The organism is Pseudomonas sp. GW822-FHT02E03 (assembly GCF_058802325.1).
This window is the reverse complement of record NZ_JBXAOA010000038.1, coordinates 34,482-50,337: the sequence shown is the minus strand read 5'-3', so window position 1 is coordinate 50,337 and position 15,856 is coordinate 34,482. Positions and strand designations below refer to the sequence as shown.

The window sequence follows — 15,856 nt, the reverse complement described above, 5'->3', positions numbered from 1 at the left end:
CCCCCCCCCCCCCCCCCCCCCCCCCCCCCCCCCCCCCCCCCCCCCCCCCCCCCCCCCCCCCCCCCCGCTCCCACATGAGATCAGTGAACCACTGAGTTAGGCGGTAGATGCCCGAGCCGTTCGGTCAGGCGAATCCGCTGGATCGGGTCGTCACAGAGCAGCAGCGCGTGCTCCAGGTCAAAACGCTCGGCATTCGGGCAGTCCAGTCGTTGGTAGAGACTGGCCCGGGCCAGATAGTCGGAGGCGCTGGCGTTGCCCAATTCAAGCACGCGCTCGGCGTCGATCAGGGCGTCGATGTAGTCATCATTCGTGAGGTACAACTGGCGCAGGTTGCGCGACAGCCGCTGCAGCATCTGCACCGGTTCGGCTGTCAGTAAATGCTCGGCGCCGAGCTGCATGTTCGGGCCGTACTGGCGTTGCAGTAACTCCCGGCAGTCGTTGGGGTACAGCCGTCGCCCGCCGCAAGGGTCGAGCAGATGATCGGCGCCTTGCACCCGCAGCAGGAAATGCCCGGGGAAGTTGACCCCGACCATGGGAATCTCCAGCCTTCTGGCCAGTTCCAGCGCAATCAGGCCCAGCACCAGCGGTTGGCCCCGCCGACGCTCCAGCACCTTATTGAGTAACGCCACTTGCGGACGCAAGGGCGTGGAGTCGTCCTGAGCGAACCCCAGGTCATTCATTCGACGCAACAACGGTTGGGCCAATTCACTCACCGGCAGCATCGGCAACCCGTAGCTGACCCGCTGTTGCAGGTCCTTGAAATCCGCCAGCACCGTCTCGGGATTCAGTTCCTTATCGTGTTCGACGGCCATCCACAGCGCCGCCTCGAACAGCGCGGGCGGTGATCGTTGCAGACAGTCGAAAAAACGTTGGCGCGGGGTCATCAAAATCTCCGGGGAATGCCTCGTTTTAGCCCCGTCTCAGGCTTTCGTCCAGTATCGGGCACAGGCGCTGGCAGGTTATGTCCGAAAGCCTGTAAAGCGGCGCCGCTTATTCCGGGGCGTTTCTGCAATTTTTGTGCACAAGCTTATACTGGCGACTACAAGAAGTGATTCGGGAGCCCTACGATGTTCGCTCTCATGCAAAGCACTCGCCTTGAATCGCTGCACCTGAGCGTCGATCCGGTCACCGGGTTGAAGGCGGTGATTGCCATCCACAACAGCCGTCTGGGACCTGCCCTGGGCGGGTGTCGTTACCTTGCTTACCCCAGCGATGAATCCGCGATCGAGGATGCTGTGCGCCTTGCCCAAGGCATGAGTTACAAGGCGGCCCTGGCTGGCCTGGCTCAGGGTGGTGGCGTAGCGGTGATTGTTCGCCCGGCCCATGTGGAAAACCGCGCCGCAGTATTCGAAGCGTTCGGGCGCTGGATCAATCAGCTCGACGGTCGCTACATCACCGCCATCGACGCCGGCACCTCGGTGGCGGACATGGATTGCATCGCTCAACACACGCAATTTGTCACCAGCACCACCGCCGCGGGCGACCCTGCACCGCACGCCGCCATGGGCGTATTCGCTGGCATTCGCAGCACCGCCATGGCCCGTTTGGGCAGCGATAATCTCGAAGGACTGCGCATAGCCATTCAAGGCCTGGGCAATGTCGGTTATGCCCTGGCCGAACAGCTACACGCCGCCGGTGCCGAGCTGCTGGTCAGCGACATCGATCATGGCAAGGTGCAACTGGCCATGGAGCAGTTGGGCGCTCATCCCATCGCCAATGATGCACTGCTCAGCACGCCGTGCGACATACTCGCGCCCTGCGGCCTGGGCGGTGTGCTTAACAGCAACAGTGTGTCGCAACTGCGCTGCGCGGCGGTCGCCGGTTCGGCAAACAACCAATTGATCCATCTCGAGATCGCCGATCAGTTGGAACGCCGGGGCATTCTGTATGCGCCCGATTACGTGATCAATGCCGGTGGGCTGATCTACGTGTCGCTCAAGCATCGCGGGGAAGAGCTGACAACCATCACCGCGCACCTGTCGAAAATCAGTTCACGGCTGACCGAAGTCTTCGCCCATGCCCAGGCGGAAAAGCGCTCTCCGGCCCGGGTGGCGGATGAGTTGGCGGAGAAAGTGTTGTACCGGTGAAAAGTTTGAAAGGAGTGAGAGCCTATCCGGCCGTTGCTCCCCAAGCCCTGCGTCACAAGCGCCGGGCCTGACAGATGCACGCCGGTTCCCGCGTGCCAGGAGCCCTGTGATGCTTCACAAGGTTGAGCTGCCTTACACCCGATTTTTATCCCCCGATGGCCAGCCGCTCGGCAATCTTCCCGCCTGGGCCGACGATTTCAATCTGTTGACGCGTCTGTATCGGCAGATGGTCCTGACCCGCCTTTTCGATCAGAAAGCTGTCGCCTTGCAACGCACCGGGCGCATCGGCACCTACGCGCCGACCTTGGGCCAGGAAGCCATTGGTGTCGCGGTCGGCAGCCTGATGCACGCCGAAGACGTACTGATCCCGTATTACCGCGACACCGCTGTGCAATTGATGCGCGGTGTGCGCATGGAAGAAATCCTGCTGTATTGGGGCGGCGATGAGCGAGGTAGCGACTTTGCCGACCCGGCGGTGGCCCAGGATTTCCCGATCTGCGTGCCGATCGCCACCCAGGCCCTGCATGCCTGTGGCGTCGCCAGCGCCTTCAAAATCCGCGGCGAGCATCGGGTCGCTGTCACAACGTGCGGCGACGGCGGAACCAGCAAAGGTGATTTCCTCGAGGCCCTCAACGTTGCTGGCGCCTGGCAGTTGCCGGTGGTGTTCATGGTCAACAACAACCAATGGGCGATCTCGGTGCCGCGACGAATCCAGTGCGGTGCTCCGACTCTGGCGCAGAAAGCCATTGGCGCCGGGTTCCACGGGGAGCAAGTCGACGGCAATGACATGCTCGCCGTTTACGACCGCGTGCAAGCCGCCCTCGAACGGACGCGTCACGGTAAAGGCCCGGTGTTGCTCGAATGCCTGAGCTATCGGCTCGGCGATCACACCACCGCCGACGATGCCACGCGCTACCGGTCAGCGGACGAGGTCAAGCAGGCCTGGCTCGAAGAACCGATCAAACGCCTGCAACGGTTTATGGCCGGGCAGGGTGTGTGGGACGAGGGCCGCGAACAGGCGCTAATCAGCGAATGCCAGGGTTTGGTGCAGCGTGCTGTGGATAACTTCGAAGCGGCGGGCCTGCAGGCGCCGGAATCGGTGATGGATCATGTCTACGCCCAATGGCCGCAAGCCCTGGCCGAGCAACGTGAAGATTTCCTTGAACGCGTGGCGCGCCGGACAGGGGGTTCGAGCGATGAGTAACGGCAAAGTGACGCTGCTGGAAGCGGTGAATCTGGCGTTGCATCGGGCCATGAGCGAGGACGAGAACGTCATCGTCCTCGGTGAAGACGTCGGGGTAAACGGAGGCGTGTTCCGCGCCACGCTGGGCCTGCGCGACACCTTCGGTTTCAAGCGGGTGATCGACTCGCCGCTGGCCGAAACCATGCTCGGCGGGCTGGTGGTGGGCATGGCGGCCCAAGGCCTGAAACCGGTGGTGGAAATCCAGTTCATGGGCTTCATCTACGCCACCATGGAGCACCTGGTGTCCCACGCCAGCCGCATGCGCAATCGCACGCGCGGGCGGATCACCTGCCCGATGGTGATGCGCTCGCCCATGGGCGCAGGGATTCGCGCGCCGGAACATCACAGCGAAAGCACCGAAGCGCTGTTCGCGCACATTCCGGGGCTGCGGGTGGTGATCCCGTCCTCGCCGGCCCGGGCCTATGGTTTGTTGCTCGCGGCCATCGACGACCCGGATCCAGTGATATTTCTCGAACCGACCCGACTCTATCGAATGAACCCGCAACCGCTGCTGGATGACGGTAAACGCTTGCCACTGGACAGCTGTTTCACCCTGCGTGAAGGCAGCGACATTACCTTGATCAGTTGGGGCGCCAGCGTGATGGAAACCCTGCAAGCCGCCACGAAACTGGCCGAGCAGGGCGTCTCGGCGGAAGTGATCGATGTCGCCAGTATCAAACCGCTGGACCTCGACACGATGGAAGCCTCGGTGCGCAAGACCGGTCGTTGCGTGATCGTGCATGAAGCGCCGCGCTCCTGCGGAGTCGGCGCGGAAATCGCCGCCAGTCTCTACGAACGGGTGTTTCTGGAGTTGCAGGCACCGATCCAGCGAGTCACCGCGCCAGACATTCCGCCGCCGCTGTATCGACTGGAATCGCTGTACATGCCCGGCATCGAAGACATTCTTCATGCCTGCAACACCGTCATGCAGCACTACCCCTGAACAGACGCCAGAGGCCGAGGAGGTTGCGATGAAATATTTCAAACTGCCGGATCTGGGCGAAGGCTTGCAGGAAGCGGAAATCGTCCGTTGGCACGTCAAGGTCGGCGATACCGTCACAGCCGACCAACTGCTGGTGTCGGTGGAAACCGCCAAGGCGCTGGTGGACATTCCCGCGCCCTACGACGGCGTGGTGGCGAAAACCTTTGGTGGCGAGGGCGACATTCTTCACGTTGGCGAACCTCTGCTCGGTTACGAAGGCGAAGCGGATGCGGGCACTGTGGTCGGGCGGCTTGAGGACGGTGGCACGAATCAGGAGGATGCATTTTTCATCGGCGCTGCGCCTTCGACTCGTGAGCATCTGGCGAACCGTGCCACGCCGGCGGTGCGTCAACTGGCGCGGCAGCTCGGCGTTGAACTGAGCGGCTTGACGGGCTCCGGCCAGGACGGCCAGATCACCCGTAGTGATGTGGAAAACGCAGCCCAGACGGAACGCGAACGCTTCGGCGGCGAGAAGCTGCGCGGTGTACGACGCAGCATGGCGCTGAACATGGCCAGGTCCCATGCCGAAGTGGTGCCGGTGACGATTTTCGGTGATGCCGATCTGCATCGTTGGGGGCAGGCGCGAGAACCATTGATTCGTCTGGCCAAGGCGATGGCGGCGGCCTGCGCCGTAGAACCGGTGCTCAACAGCGCCTTCGATGGCAAAACCCAGGCGCTCAAGCAACATGAACGACTCGATCTGGGCATTGCCGTGGATACGCCGGACGGCTTGTTCGTGCCGGTGCTGCGCGATGTCGGTCAGCGCACGGCGGCGGATTTGAAAGAAGGTGTGATGCGTCTGCGGGCCGATGTGCAGGCGCGCTCGATCCCGCCCCAGGAAATGATGGGTGCGACCCTGACCCTGTCGAACTTCGGCACCTTGTTCGGCCGCTACGCCAACCCGGTGGTGGTGCCGCCGCAAGTGGCGATCCTCGCCGCCGGGGCGATCCGCGAAGAACCGGTGGCGGTCGAGGGTGCGGTGGTGGTGCATCCGATCCTGCCGCTGTCCCTGACTTTCGATCACCGTGTGGTCACCGGTGGTGAGGCGGCGCGGTTCTTCAAAGCGTTGGTCGAGGCGCTGGAACAACCCGAGGTCTAGGTTTCCCGCAGGCATGAAAAAGGCCCTGAGCCATTTGACTCAGGGCCTATTCAATTCGGGCATTGCTTACTTTGGCGTCTTGGCGGCCTTGGCTGGCTTGGTCGGCTCAGCGCTCGCTACTTCAACTGGTGCAGCTACTTCAACAGGTTCAGTGGCTTTAACAGGTTCAATGGCTTCGGCGGGTGCATTCAGCAGTTCGGACAGAGCGTCCGGCTGGCTCTTGAATGCCTTGGCGAATACATCACGGTTCTTCGCCATGTAGATCCCGGCTTCTTCCACTTGCTGTTCAGTCAGGGACGGAACGGCTTTTTGCAACACTTCGGCCAGCAATTCGGCCAGTTCGAGCATTTTGTCATGACGGTCAGCTTCGGCTTTATCCATGAACAAGCGCTCCAGATCTCGGCTGCTGCGGTATACCACTTCGACGGCCATTCACCACCTCACATGCCTTCACATTAGTTGTCTGTTTCGACTACTGTATCTATATACAGCGAAAAGGATAAGCGAATCCCTGCGCTTTGGGTAGTGGCTTTTTAATGTAGACCGAATTCAGGGTTTGTCAGGTGAACCGTGTCGCTCCATTCGCGAGCAAGCCCGCTCCCACAAGGATCACCGCTGAACCCTGTGGGAGCGGGCTTGCCCGCGATGGCGTCCGTCCAACCACCGCCAACGTGTCTCATGTCACGCAGCCATCATCTCACCCAACAGCCTCTGGCCTTTTTTCTGCATGCAGAACAACCGTCACGTCCAACCCGCATCATCCGCTCGAACCGAGCTAAGGAACAATCAAAGTGAAAATCAACTGGGCCGAGAACCTGCGGCAGAACGTGCACCAACTGGCCGAGTCCCTGGGCAACCTGTTCGTCGAGACCTTCCACTACCTGGCGCTGTTCGCCATCGGTGCGGTGACCGCGTGGGCGGCGGTGATGGAATTCCTCGGAATGCTCGAACAGGGGCACATCAAGATCGATGACATCTTGCTGCTGTTCATCTACCTGGAACTAGGGGCGATGGTCGGGATTTATTTCAAGACCAACCACATGCCGGTGCGTTTCCTGATCTATGTGGCGATCACCGCTCTGACGCGGCTGCTGATCTCCAACGTCTCGCACCACAATCCGCCGGACCTGGGGATCATCTATCTGTGCGGCGGTATTCTGCTGCTGGCGTTTGCGATTCTGGTGGTGCGTTACGCCTCGTCGCAGTTCCCTTCGGTGAAGATCGAACACCCGCAACGCAAGATCGGTGCGGGTTCCGGTGAGCATCCCGAAGTGGAGAAGGGCGAGATTTAAAGCCCCATTGAAGGTCGGGGCCGGGATTTGACCTGTGGCGGCGGGTTGCGATTGTCGCCGTCGGTCATGGCTTCGAGGATGGCCACGGCGCTGTGGCCTTGTTCGATGGCGATGCCGAATTGAATGCTTTGCACCAGGCGTTTGAGGCGCTTGGGGTCATTGCGCTGTTCGGTGCTGATCATCCGTTTGGCCACCACGCGACCACTTTTGGAGAGGGTCAGCATGATGCTGCCGTCCAGCCCCTGAATGCTCAGGTTGACTTGATAATCCGGTGCAAAGGCATCGGTAATGAGTTGAAAGGGGTTGTCCATGATGCGTCACCGCCTGATTGAACGTGCAGTTGTTGACCGGCCATGATCGGGATTAGTTCGCTACACCAGACCATCGGCCATTCCCTAGCCATATCGCCATCATCGCTTTTGTAGGAGCTGCCGAAGGCAGCGCCTACAGGGGCAAAGCAAGGGACATGCCGGAAAAATTGTCGAACAATGAACACGGCAAAAAAGTGGCGGGCACTTTGGCCCGCCTTCTTTTTGCCTGCCCGTTTCAGGGCATGAACGAGTAGATGATCGCAGACAGTGCAATCAAACCGATCAACACCACAAACACGTTCGAGGCCTGATTCGAGTACTGGCGCAAGGCCGGCACGCGGCGGATGGCGTACATCGGCATCAGGAACAACAGGCACGCGATGATCGGCCCGCCAAGGGTTTCGATCATGCCCAGGATGCTCGGGTTGAAGGTCGCGACGGCCCAGCAGCTGAGGATCATGAACAGCGCAGTGATGCGGTTCAGCCAACTGGCGGACATGACGCGACCACGGCCACGCAGGCTTTTCACGATCAGGCCCTGAAAGCCTTCGCTGGCGCCGATGTAATGGCCGAGGAAGGATTTGGTGATCGCCACCAACGCAATCAACGGCGCGGCATAAGCGATGACCGGTGTCTGGAAGTGGTTGGCCAGGTACGACAGGATCGAAATGTTCTGCGCCTTCGCAGCGGCCAAATCAGCCGGGGACAGCGCCAGCACGCAGCTGAAGCAAAAGAACATCACGGTGACGACCATCATGAGGTGAGCGATCGCGAGAATGCCGCTGCTTTTGCGTTCGGCTTGTTCGCCGTAACGCTGTTTCTGATCGACGGCGAAGGCCGAGATGATCGGCGAATGGTTGAACGAGAACACCATCACCGGAATCGCCAGCCATAAGGTCTTGAAGAACAATGGCAGCGGCATGCCTTCACTGGCGGTGGCAAAGAACGCGCCGTTCCAGTTCGGGATCAGGCTGACGCCGAGTAGCAGCAGCGCCGCGACGAACGGATAAACCAGCACGCTCATGCATTTGACGATGACGCCCTGACCACAACGCACGATCGCCATCAGGCCGAGAATCAGCCCCAGCGACAGAATCGCCCGAGGCGGCGGCGTCATGTGCAACTGGTGCTCCATGAGGCTGCTCAGGGTGTTGGTCAGCGCCACGCTGTACACCAGCAGAATCGGGAAGATCGCAAAGAAATACAGCAGCGTGATCAGCTTGCCGGCGCCGATGCCGAAGTGTTCTTCCACCACTTCGGTAATGTCCCCGGAACGCCCGGACAACACGAAGCGCGTCAGGCCACGGTGGGCGAAGAAGGTCATCGGAAAGGCCAGTACCGCCAGGAGCAACAGCGGCCAGAAACCACCGACGCCGGCGTTGATCGGCAGGAACAATGTGCCGGCGCCAATCGCCGTGCCATAGAGGCCAAGCATCCAGGTGGTGTCGTGTTTGCTCCAGCCTTTGTGGGTTATTTCTCTATTACGTGTCAGATCTACAGCAGGATTATCGGCAGCAGGTGTACGTACATCGGTCATCGTTTTTGCCTCGTTATTATTCTTGCTCGGGCTCACGTATTGCAGACGGTCAGGGAGTGCTCCTCAGCACTCCACCCAGCTCACCGCCAGGCCGCCCCGTGAAGTTTCTTTGTATTTGTCGTGCATGTCGGCGCCGGTATCGCGCATGGTGCGGATCACCCGGTCCAGGGAAATAAAGTGTTTGCCGTCACCGCGCAGGGCCATTTGCGTGGCGTTGATCGCCTTCACGGCAGCAATTGCGTTGCGCTCGATGCATGGCACCTGCACCAGACCTCCGACCGGATCGCAGGTCAGGCCGAGGTTGTGTTCCAGGCCGATTTCGGCGGCGTTTTCCAGTTGCTCGGGAGTCGCTCCGAGTATGTCGGCCAGGCCGGCGGCAGCCATGGCGCAGGCGGAGCCGACTTCACCTTGGCAGCCGACTTCGGCGCCGGAGATCGAGGCGTTTTTCTTGCAGAGAATGCCTACAGCGGCAGCGCCCAAAAAGAACGCCACGACGTCATCGTCCGACGCGTCCGGGTTGAATTTCATGTAGTAGTGCAGCACGGCGGGAATGATCCCCGCCGCCCCGTTTGTAGGCGCGGTCACCATGCGTCCGCCAGCCGCATTCTCTTCGTTTACGGCGAGGGCGAACAGGTTGACCCACTCCATGGCTGACAGGGTGGAACTGATGACATTCGGTTTGCCGATTTCCAACAGGCTGCGGTGCAATTTCGCGGCACGGCGCGGAACATTCAGACCGCCGGGCAGGATGCCTTCGTGACGCAAACCTTGCTCGACGCACTCGCGCATCACCGACCAGATATGCAGCAAGCCCTGACGGATCTCGGCGTCGCTGCGCCAGGCCCGTTCGTTGGCCATCATCAGCTCGGAAACCCGCAGACCGTGCTGGTTGCAGAGCTTGAGCAACTCGGCGGCACTGGAGAAATCGTAGGGCAGGACCACATCGCTGGCTGGCGCAATGCCGGACTCGGCTTCTGCTGCTTCGATGATGAAACCACCACCCACCGAGTAGTACGTCTGCTCGAACAGCTCACCGGTTTCGCCGAAGGCTGTCAGAGACATCGCGTTGGGGTGGTAGGGCAAGCTTTCGTCCAGCAGCAGGAGATCGCGCTGCCAGTTGAAGGCAATAGTCGACTTGCCGGCCAGACTCAGTTCGCCGGTTTCACGCAAGGTTTGGATTCGGCTGTCGATTGAATTCGGATCAATGCTGTCTGGCCATTCGCCCATCAGGCCCATGACGCAGGCACGGTCGGTCGCGTGGCCGACGCCAGTGGCCGAAAGGGAGCCGTAGAGGCGGATTTCTACCCGCCGTACGTCGGCCAGTAAATGTTGGTCAATCAGTGCCTGGGCGAAGGTTGCGGCGGCGCGCATGGGGCCGACGGTATGGGAACTGGACGGACCGATGCCGACTTTGAAGAGATCGAAAACACTGATAGCCATGCTAAAGCCTATACAAGCAATGGAAGAGAAATCGCCGCCATTTTTGTAGGCCAAGCGCAAGGTGGGCGATACTGCCAACCTCGGTCCTACGTGACCAACGAAACTTCCTAAGACAGCCTTTAGCAGGACTAAACAATGAGTCGCCAATTGCACGCCCAGACCTACGTCTGGCTGCACGTGTTTTCGTGTGCCGCGCGGCACTTGTCCTTCACCCGTTGCGCCGAAGAACTGCACATCACGCCGGGGGCGGTCAGTCAGCAAATTCGCCAACTGGAAGAGCGGCTAGGTTTTCGCCTGTTTCATCGTCGCGCCCGGGGTGTGGAGTTGAGCGCTGAAGGCCAGCGATTGGCTATCACCGTCAACGAAGCCTACGGCAGCATCGATGCGGAATTGCGACGACTGGACGCGGGAATGATCAGCGGGATTTTGCGGTTGCGCTCGATTCCATCGTTCCTGAGCAAGTGGTTGACCCCCAGATTGCCGCGTTTGCAGCAGCGTTTTCCGGACATTCAACTGCGCCTGGTGGCAGAAGACAGCAGCGTGCCATTGCATGAGGGCGACTTCGATTTGGCCATCGACCTCAATGACGGCAGTTATCCGGGATTGTTATCCACAACCTTGTTGGATGAGCAGATATTTCCGGTGTGCGCCCCGAGCCTTTTGCGCGCAAGGCCGCCGCTGCACGGCCCGGCGGATCTGGTGCATTTTCCGTTGCTGCACGACATCACCGCCTGGCGTGGCAGTTACGAATACGCGGAATGGGAGTTCTACCTCAACGCCATCGGCTTCGAGGGCGCGGATGTGCGGCGCGGGCATACCTTCAATCGCAATCACCTGACTATTGAAGCGGCGATTGCCGGGATGGGCGTGGCGATTGCGCGGCGAACGCTGCTCAACGATGAACTGGAGCGCGGGACGTTGATCGTGCCGTTTGGCCTGGCGGTGCCCAATCACAAGCGTTACGTGCTGCTTTATGCGCCGGGCGCGCTGAGCCATCCGGGCGTGCGCGCGGTGCATGACTGGCTGGTGGAAGAAGCGGGGATATTTCGTAGCTTGCACCCGCTGGCGGAGCGGCAGATGTGACAGCTGCTGGGGACATCAGCCTGGGGCGACCCAACTCCCGACATTAACAGCGCTTTTACCCGTTGTCCGGCTTTTTTTGCGAATGAATATTTATCTTTTTTTAGGGGTTGAAATGTTCTGCGCACACACCGATTGTGTAACCAAGAGGTCACGGTGATGAAGCCCAAGGGCCAGCCGAAGGGCCTCTCGCGAGCTAGCTGAAATAAGGGATGAACTATGCAAATCCAAGTCAATAGCGATAACCATATTCAAAGCAGCATCCGACTGGAGGAGTGGGTACGTACTACCATTGAGAGCACGCTCGAACGTTATGAAGAGGACCTGACCCGCGTCGAGGTCCACCTGCGGGACGAGAACGGCGACAAGCCCGGTCCCCACGATATGCGCTGTCAGCTGGAAGCGCGGCCAAAAGGCCATCAACCGATTTCTGTTACCCATAAAGCCGCTAACCTGGAACTGGCGATCGACGGTGCGGCTGAAAAACTCGAACATGCGCTTGAACATCTGTTCGGCAAACTGCGGGGCAAACCACGTGCCGCTGTGGTGCCGTTCGAAAGGCCTACGGCCGATGCGCTGCTGGAAGACGAGTTTCTCGAGAACGAACAGGCTGCACAAAACGGCTGAGGCCTGATTTACTTTTACCTTCCCACTTTCTCTCCACCTGAAAAACGGGCCTGCTTATGCAGGCCCGTTCTTGTTTATGGTATTCGCCGGCTCCTTTGGCTCCCTCGCCACAAAGTGTCCGACCTCTGCCCCGGGGTCAGTAATCAAAACGCGACTGAAGTCTGCACATACACCGTCCGCGGTTCTCCCACGTACTTGCCCTTGTTGTTGTCATCAAACGAGCGGGTGAAGTACTGGTGGTTGAAGATGTTTTTCACCCCTACCGCCACATTCAGGTCCGACAGTTTCGGCCCGAAGTCATATGCGGCGCGGCTGCTGAATAACATGTATCCCGGAATCTTGCCGGTGCTGCCATCGGCGCTTTCGGCCGAGGTGTTGGCGTTGTCAGCGAACTGGTCACTCTGGTAGCTGCTGTCCAGGTTCAGTTTCCACGCGCCTTCGGTATAACCGACGCCGACCGTGCCTTTGTGTTTCGAAGAGAACGGCACGCGATTGCCCTTGTTCGGCCCGTCCTCGCGGATGGTCGCGTCAACATAGGCGTAAGTCGCGTACACATCGAAACCGGCCAGCGCCGGGCTCACATCGTCGAGGGCGTAGTTGATGCTGGTTTCGATGCCTTGATGGCGGGTTTCGCCACGGGCGATCACCGAGTCATTGGTTTGATTGCTTTCATACTGATTGTCGAAATTGATCAGGAATGCGCCAATCTCGGCACGCAACGCGCCATTGTCGTAGCGGGTACCCAGCTCCCAGGTGCGCGCCTTTTCCGGTTTGACTTCGCCGCTGGTCACCCGGTTAGGCATCTGGCTGTACTGCACGCTGCCGAATGACCCTTCGGTATTGGCGTAGAGGTTCCAGCTGTCGGTCAGGTGATAGAGCACATTCAACGCCGGCAGGGCGGTGTTGTAGTCGCCTTTGTATTTCACGTTGGTCAGGTTGTTGGTCTGCTGCGACTCGATCATCTCGTAGCGGATGCCTGGCGTGATCGTCCACTTGCCGATGTCGATCCGGTCATCGACGAAGAACGCATTGGCCTCGGTGCCACCCCGCGTATCGCGGTCGTTGCGACTGCTGGTGGTCGGGAGTTCGTTGCTGGCAATCGGTGTACGGTAGCGCAGTTCGTGGCCGGCCTCGTTGATGTAGCGATAGCCGACGCCGACTTCATGGCTGGTTTGGCCGAGGTCGAAGCCTTGGGCGAAACGGGTTTCCAGGCCACGTACCCAATACTCGCGTGGCGACAGCGAGAGGAACGTGCCCTGGTCCAGATAACCGCTACGCAGGGTTTTGGTGAAGAAGGTATTGGCGGTGAACTCGCGGCGATCTTCCTGATAGCGATAGCCGAAATTGAACATCGTGCGGCGGCCCCAGAACTGGTCTTTCGGGCGGGTCGACTGGTACGGGTCAGCGTCGTAATCGGCGACGTTCAGCCCGCCGGGCATGTCTGCCTTGCCTTCGTAGTATTGGGCCATGGCGTTGAAGCTGTTGGCCTCGTCGAGCTGGTACTTGCCCTTGAGGATCAGGTCGTCGATTTCGGTGTCGCTGTGTTCGCGCCAGTCGCCACCACGGGTGCCCGAGTAGAGAATCGCGCCACCCAGACCGTTATCGGCCGTGCCGCCGGCCAGCAAATTGCCGGTGGTTTTGAAGCCATCATGGCTGGATGATGGACTGGTTTCGGTCTGAAAGCCGCCCTTGACCGTCGGTTCATCGGGAATGGCGCGAGTCACAAAGTTGACCACACCGCCGACGTTCTGCGGCCCGTAGCGCACCGCACCGCCGCCGCGCACCACGTCGACCGCGTCCATGTTGCCCATGCTGATCGGCGCAAACGAGAGCTGCGGTTGACCATAAGGTGCGAAGGGCACCGGAATGCCGTCCATCAATACCGTGGAGCGCGACGCCAGCCGAGGGTTGAGCCCGCGAATGCCGAAGTTCAGGGCCATGTCATGGCTGCCGGTGCCGTTGTTGTCTGGCGCATTGACCCCCGGAATGCGATTGAGCACATCCCTGGCCTGAGTCGCGCCCTGGCGTTCGAATTCTTCGCGGCGGATTACATCGCGAGCGCCAGGATGTTCGAAGACGTTGGTTTGCGCCGCATCGCCGAGCCAGTCGCCAACCACTTTCGAGGTGTCCAGCTCCAGCGCCGCATCACCCGCCGGTTGCAGACTGAAGGCATTGTCGCCCTCGGCGCGGGCTTGCAGGCCGGTACCTTCGAGCAATGCGTTCAAGCCTTGCGAAGGGGTGTAGTTGCCTTCCAGGCCGCGACTTTGCACACCGTTGGTGACTTGCGAGCCAAAGGAGATCAGCACGCCGGCTTCACGACCAAACTGGTTGAGGGCGTTCTCCAGCGAGGATGGCGCGATGTGGTACGGCTTGGTGTCGGCGGCATGCACCAGAGGCAATGCGCCGAAGCTCAGGCTGGCGCCCAGCAAGAGTTGGCGCAAGGTTCGAGCCATAGGTGTGAGACGGGTGGGTTGCATGGAGGGCGATCCTGAGAAGGTTGAATCAAGGGAGCTTTCCTTCTCTGTCACGCCAGATCTGAAAAACGGCTCATGTTTTTGAAGATCGTTCCCACGCTCTGCGTGGGAATGCCTCAACGGACGCTCCGCGTTCGGCTCTGGAAGTGACGCGGAGCGTCACGGGCTGCATTCCCACGCAGAGCATGGGAACGATCATTTACGCGCGCGCCTCGACCGTCACCCAATACCGGGTAAAACGCCTCACCTTCACCGGCAAACTGATTTCCAGCAGATCAAGAATCCGCTCGCTGTCGTCCAGTGGATAAGTCCCGGAGATCAGCAGGTCGGCAACATTCGCCGCGCAATTAAGCTGCCCCCGTCGATAGCGACCGAGTTCATCGAGGAAATCCCCCAGGCGCATGTGCGCGGCCACCAGCATGCCGTCGGCCCAGGCGCCGCTGTTGGCGTCCAGTGGCAGGGGAGCGCCGATGCCGCGTGCGCCGAATCTCAACTGCCGGGCGGTTTGCAGCATCAGCGGTGCGCCGCCATCGGGCGTCAATTCGACGCTGCCTTGGAACACCGCCACCTGAGTGTGATCGGCAAACTGCCGCACATTCAGCCGCCCACCTTGGGTTTTCAACAAGCCTTGTGCGGTCTGTACTTGAAACGCTTGGGCGGCGGTCAGCAGCATCTCGCCTTCTAGCAAGCGGATCAGCCGTTGCTGACCGTCGACTCGCACATCGACCGAACTGGCGGTATTGAGCTGCACTTGGCTGCCATCGCCGAGCGGCACTTTACGTCGCTGGCCGATCGGGCTGCGGTAGTCGGCCAGCAACGACGTCAGCGGAGTGTGCTCGCGCATGCCCCAAGTGACTGCCGAACCCGCGCCGAGAATCAGCAATAGCTTCAATGCCTGACGGCGCCCGGCGGATTTCGGTGCGTTGAGGGCGGCATGGGCCAGCGGTGAAGACAAACCGCGCAAACGTTGATTGACCCGCTGAATGTGCTCCCAGGCCCGTCGATGTTCGCCGTGCGCATCGAGCCATTGCTGCCAGGCGATTTGCTGACGTGGGTTCAACGGCCCTTGCTGGACTTGCATCCACCAGTGCACGGCCTGCTCAGCCACCTTGGAGGAAAAATCCGCAGGGCTGTTCATCGTGCGAAATAGCAGCGCATCGCCGCTTTGTTCAGGTGCCGTTTGACCGTGGCAATGGAAATGCCCAGTTCGGCGGCGATCTGTGGATAAGTCAAACCATCGAGCTGAGCCAGCAAAAAGGCGCGCTTGACTAGGCGCGGCAAACCGTCGAGCAGCTGGTCGAGTTCCATCAGCGTTTGCAGGATGATCGCCCGATCCTCCTCCGACGGCGCGACGATTTCCGGCATCTGCGCCAGCGCATCGAGGTAGGCGCGCTCCAGATCCTGGCGGCGATAATGATTGAACAGCACACGCTTGGCGATGGTGGTGAGGAACGCCCGCGGTTCGATGATTTGGGGCGTTTCCCGTGCCGTCAGCACTCGAATGAACGTGTCCTGGGCCAGATCCGCGGCGCTGTCAGGGCAGCCGAGTTTGCGCCGCAGCCAACCGGTGAGCCAGTTGTGATGGGCGTGATAAAGGACTTCGACGGTAGTGGCTGACGACAACGGCACCGCTCCGGACGCATTTTGATACGTTAGAGAACAAGAATTGTTCGCATTGTAGGGG

14 protein-coding genes and 1 pseudogene are annotated in these 15,856 nt (G+C 60.3%); 7 read left to right on the top strand and 8 right to left on the bottom strand.

Annotated elements, in window-relative coordinates; all coding sequences use genetic code 11:
- Positions 1-80: 80 nt before the first annotated feature.
- A complete protein-coding gene (locus AC1RQB_RS22380) occupies positions 81-884 on the bottom strand; it encodes a SirB1 family protein (protein WP_008070509.1) in 804 nt (267 codons plus the stop codon).
- A gap of 183 nt (positions 885-1,067) precedes the next feature.
- Between AC1RQB_RS22380 and AC1RQB_RS22375 the strand changes: the two genes are divergently transcribed.
- The 4 genes from AC1RQB_RS22375 (at position 1,068) to AC1RQB_RS22360 (ending at position 5,411) form a co-directional block, all read left to right on the top strand.
- Positions 1,068-2,087, top strand: coding sequence for a Glu/Leu/Phe/Val dehydrogenase family protein (locus AC1RQB_RS22375; RefSeq protein WP_063341516.1), 1,020 nt, complete (start codon positions 1,068-1,070; stop codon positions 2,085-2,087).
- A 109-nt stretch (positions 2,088-2,196) separates the two neighbouring features.
- The gene (gene pdhA, locus AC1RQB_RS22370; RefSeq protein ID WP_207267229.1) at positions 2,197-3,291 is read left to right on the top strand and encodes a pyruvate dehydrogenase (acetyl-transferring) E1 component subunit alpha; all 1,095 of its coding nucleotides are present in this window, start codon (positions 2,197-2,199) and stop codon (positions 3,289-3,291) included.
- Positions 3,284-4,273, top strand: coding sequence for an alpha-ketoacid dehydrogenase subunit beta (locus AC1RQB_RS22365; protein WP_063341515.1), 990 nt, complete (start codon positions 3,284-3,286; stop codon positions 4,271-4,273). Before pdhA ends, AC1RQB_RS22365 begins: the two co-directional genes overlap by 8 nt.
- A gap of 28 nt (positions 4,274-4,301) precedes the next feature.
- On the top strand, positions 4,302-5,411 hold the full coding sequence (locus AC1RQB_RS22360; protein ID WP_063341514.1) for a dihydrolipoamide acetyltransferase family protein: 1,110 nt from the start codon (positions 4,302-4,304) through the stop codon (positions 5,409-5,411).
- A gap of 177 nt (positions 5,412-5,588) precedes the next feature.
- On the opposite strand, the pseudogene AC1RQB_RS22355 reads toward AC1RQB_RS22360, so the two are convergent.
- A pseudogene (locus tag AC1RQB_RS22355) lies at positions 5,589-5,843 on the bottom strand (YebG family protein); the annotation flags it as partial.
- A 359-nt stretch (positions 5,844-6,202) separates the two neighbouring features.
- Here AC1RQB_RS22355 and AC1RQB_RS22350 point away from each other — a divergent pair.
- Positions 6,203-6,703, top strand: coding sequence for a phosphate-starvation-inducible protein PsiE (locus AC1RQB_RS22350; protein WP_007903272.1), 501 nt, complete (start codon positions 6,203-6,205; stop codon positions 6,701-6,703).
- Here the strand turns inward: AC1RQB_RS22350 and AC1RQB_RS22345 are convergent.
- The 3 genes from AC1RQB_RS22345 to AC1RQB_RS22335 form a co-directional block, all read right to left on the bottom strand.
- On the bottom strand, positions 6,700-7,014 hold the full coding sequence (locus AC1RQB_RS22345) for a DUF3509 domain-containing protein (protein WP_008070494.1): 315 nt from the start codon (positions 7,012-7,014) through the stop codon (positions 6,700-6,702). The genes AC1RQB_RS22350 and AC1RQB_RS22345 overlap by 4 nt on opposite strands.
- Positions 7,015-7,249: 235 nt before the next feature.
- Positions 7,250-8,551 carry a serine/threonine transporter gene (locus tag AC1RQB_RS22340; RefSeq protein WP_063341513.1) on the bottom strand — a complete coding sequence of 434 codons (1,302 nt, stop codon included), beginning with the start codon at positions 8,549-8,551 and terminating at the stop codon, positions 7,250-7,252.
- Between the two features lie 63 nt (positions 8,552-8,614).
- Complete coding sequence (locus AC1RQB_RS22335) at positions 8,615-9,991, bottom strand: L-serine ammonia-lyase (protein ID WP_063341512.1); 1,377 nt, start codon at positions 9,989-9,991, stop codon at positions 8,615-8,617.
- 135 nt (positions 9,992-10,126) lie between these two features.
- On the opposite strand from AC1RQB_RS22335, the gene AC1RQB_RS22330 reads away from it, so the two are divergent.
- Both AC1RQB_RS22330 and AC1RQB_RS22325 read left to right on the top strand, forming a co-directional pair.
- Positions 10,127-11,074, top strand: coding sequence for a LysR substrate-binding domain-containing protein (locus AC1RQB_RS22330; RefSeq protein ID WP_008070487.1), 948 nt, complete (start codon positions 10,127-10,129; stop codon positions 11,072-11,074).
- A 216-nt stretch (positions 11,075-11,290) separates the two neighbouring features.
- Positions 11,291-11,698 carry an HPF/RaiA family ribosome-associated protein gene (locus AC1RQB_RS22325; protein WP_008070486.1) on the top strand — a complete coding sequence of 136 codons (408 nt, stop codon included), beginning with the start codon at positions 11,291-11,293 and terminating at the stop codon, positions 11,696-11,698.
- 143 nt (positions 11,699-11,841) lie between these two features.
- Here the strand turns inward: AC1RQB_RS22325 and fecA are convergent, their stop codons facing one another.
- The 3 genes from fecA to AC1RQB_RS22310 form a co-directional block, all read right to left on the bottom strand.
- Positions 11,842-14,175 (bottom strand): TonB-dependent Fe(3+) dicitrate receptor FecA, encoded by a 2,334-nt coding sequence (fecA, locus tag AC1RQB_RS22320; RefSeq protein ID WP_063341511.1) that lies wholly within the window; start codon positions 14,173-14,175, stop codon positions 11,842-11,844.
- A 196-nt stretch (positions 14,176-14,371) separates the two neighbouring features.
- Complete coding sequence (locus AC1RQB_RS22315) at positions 14,372-15,310, bottom strand: FecR domain-containing protein (protein ID WP_063341510.1); 939 nt, start codon at positions 15,308-15,310, stop codon at positions 14,372-14,374.
- The gene (locus tag AC1RQB_RS22310; protein WP_063341509.1) at positions 15,307-15,795 is read right to left on the bottom strand and encodes a sigma-70 family RNA polymerase sigma factor; all 489 of its coding nucleotides are present in this window, start codon (positions 15,793-15,795) and stop codon (positions 15,307-15,309) included. The genes AC1RQB_RS22315 and AC1RQB_RS22310 overlap by 4 nt, the downstream gene beginning before the upstream one ends.
- Positions 15,796-15,856 lie beyond the last annotated feature (61 nt).